Origin of the sequence: Pseudomonas sp. HMWF006 (assembly GCF_003061205.1) — a bacterium.
Taxonomy (GTDB): domain Bacteria; phylum Pseudomonadota; class Gammaproteobacteria; order Pseudomonadales; family Pseudomonadaceae; genus Aquipseudomonas; species Aquipseudomonas monsensis.
Window position 1 is genome coordinate 1 of the sequence record NZ_QAIU01000416.1, and the last position, 2,413, is coordinate 2,413.

Consider the following 2,413-nt stretch of genomic DNA (forward strand, 5'->3'; position numbering starts at 1 on the left):
CATCGCGGGCAAGCCCCCTCCCACAGGGATTGTGTTGATCTTGTGGGAGTGAGGCTTGCCCGCGATGCGTTTAGGCCTGGCTGAACTGCGAGGCCAGTTCGCGTAGCAGGACTTCGGCTTCGAGGACTTTGCTGACCACGTCGTTGGCTTTGTCGCGGGTCAGGCCGACGCGTTCCAGCAGGGCGTCGGGGATGTCTTCGTCGGGGCCGGAGCCGATGCCGCGACCGCGCAGCAGGCGTACGGCCAGGCAGACGAGGTTCGGGTATTCGGCATAGGCGCCGTCGTAGCTTGGGTCGTGCTGGAAGCGCAGGGCGGTGGCCAGTTCATCGGGCATGTCCCAGTAGCGCATCAGCCACGAGCCGATCTGTTCACGGCTGATACCGAGCAGATGTTGCTCGATGTAGCTGTGGCACAGGTGCGGGTTGACCTCCAGGTGACGGCAGATCAGCGAGAAGTGCGGCGGGAACACGTGGGCCAGCAGCAAGTAGCCGAAGTTGTGCAGCAGGCCGGCCAGATAGGTCAGGCCGGCTTCCGGGCGCTGGGCGCGCGGCATGGCGCGGGTCAGGCCTTCGATGACGGCGGCGGTGTAGATCGACTGCTGCCAGTACGGTGTGGTGTGTTGCGGGTGGTCTTTGGGCAGGCTCAGGGTCTTGCCGAGGGCCAGGCCCAGCGCGAGGTTGATCACCAGATCGAAACCGAGCACGCGGACGATCGCGTCTTCCACCGAACGGATCTTGCCCGGCGAGGCGTAGTACGGCGACGCCGCCCAGCTCACCACTTGCGCGGCCAGCGCCGGGTCGGTTTCAACGACGCCGGTGATGTCATCGATGGTGGCGTTGGGGTCGACGCGCAGTTTGATGATTTTTTGCGCGGTTTCGGCCAGCGGTGGAATCTCGATGGTCGCTTCCAGACGCTGCTGAATCCGCCGCGCGGTGAACGCTTGCACAGCCTGGGTGATTTCCTCGCGGTCATCGTCCGGGCGGTCGAGGTTCGGGCGGATGCTGCTCAGGGCTTCGCCAAAGTTGGCGGCGCTGGCCTTGGTCAGCATGGTCTTGAAGTCTTCGCTGGCGATTTCCAGCAGCAGGCCCGGCTCGCCGGAGTTGATCAGCAACTTCGGCTCACGCAGCAGGCTTTCTTCGTAGAGGCACGGCGAACTGGTCAGTGCCGGCAGGCCCGGCAGCAGGCTCAGGCTGTGTTTGCCGAGCATTTTTTCCAGGCGTTCGGTGGAGACGGCGGTTAGGCGACGGCCCGTGAGTTCGGCGAGGCGGTTGAGGTCCAGCAACTGGCTCTGCGGAAACAGCACCATCAGCGCGCCGACGGCATCGTCCAGCAACACGGCTTGTACCTTGCGCGAAGCATTGAGACCGTGGTGGTCGAGCACCTCTTCGTAGGCGATACCCAGCTTGCCGAGCAGCAGCCGAATTACAGACGGCGCGTGCGGGAGTTCGGGGGCGAGAGCTGCGTCAGTCATGGTCTGTATCCGTTTTTGAAACAATTGCAGGAGTATAACCAGCTTGGTTGGAACGGGGGTTCAGAAACTGCGACGGTGCTCACACTTGGCCGTATTGCTGTCCGTGGCGCAGCCAGCGGTCGAGTAACGGGCTGACGTGGGTCGGCCAGCGTTCCAGCAAGGCTTGCGCGGCGTCGCGGACGGCGGGCAGCAGGTCGGCGTCGCGCATCAGGTCGGCAACCTTGAATTGCAGCAGGCCGGTCTGGCGGGTGCCGAGCATTTCGCCGGGGCCGCGCAGTTCGAGGTCTTTTTCGGCGATGACGAAACCATCGTTGGTCTCGCGCATGATGCCCAGGCGCTGGCGACCGATCTGTGACAGCGGAGGATGGTAGAGCAGCACGCAATGGCTGACCGCGCTGCCCCGGCCAACCCGGCCACGCAGTTGGTGCAGTTGTGCGAGGCCGAGGCGCTCGGGGTTTTCGATGATCATCAGGCTGGCGTTGGGTACATCGACGCCGACTTCGATCACCGTGGTGGCGACCAGCAGTTGCAGATTGCCGGCCTTGAATTCGGCCATGACTGCGGCTTTTTCCGCAGGTTTCATGCGCCCGTGGATCAGCCCGACTTTCAGCTCGCCGAGGGCGGCGGTGAGGTCTTCGAAGGTGGTTTCGGCGGCCTGACAGGTCAGCTCTTCCGACTCTTCGATCAGCGTGCACACCCAATAGGCCTGACGCCCTTCGGCACAGGCGCTGCGCACCCGTTCGATGACTTCGACGCGGCGGGTGTCGGTGACCAGCACGGTGTTGACCGGGGTGCGCCCGGGCGGCAATTCGTCGAGGATCGAGGTGTCGAGGTCGGCGTAGGCGCTCATCGCCAGCGTGCGCGGAATCGGCGTGGCGGTCATGATCAGTTGATGCGGGCACATGCGCCCGCCAACGCCCTTCTGCCGCAGTGCCAGACGTT

At 64.4% G+C, this 2,413-nt stretch carries 2 protein-coding genes; both read right to left on the reverse strand.

The genetic code is table 11. The features are described from left to right. Positions 1-70 precede the first annotated feature (70 nt). The gene (locus tag DBR24_RS17110; RefSeq protein ID WP_128615334.1) at positions 71-1,471 is read right to left on the reverse strand and encodes an aminoacyl-tRNA deacylase and HDOD domain-containing protein; all 1,401 of its coding nucleotides are present in this window, start codon (positions 1,469-1,471) and stop codon (positions 71-73) included. Positions 1,472-1,550: 79 nt separating this feature from the next. Beyond that, positions 1,551-2,413 (reverse strand): helicase-related protein (locus DBR24_RS32560; RefSeq protein WP_256591586.1); only part of this gene is annotated, 863 nt, incomplete at its 5' end.

What these genes read in the sequence shown, in the direction of transcription:
- DBR24_RS17110 (WP_128615334.1), bottom strand. Translation starts at nt 1,471, where the DNA reads ATGACTGACGCAGCTCTCGCCCCCGAACTCCCGCACGCGCCGTCTGTA.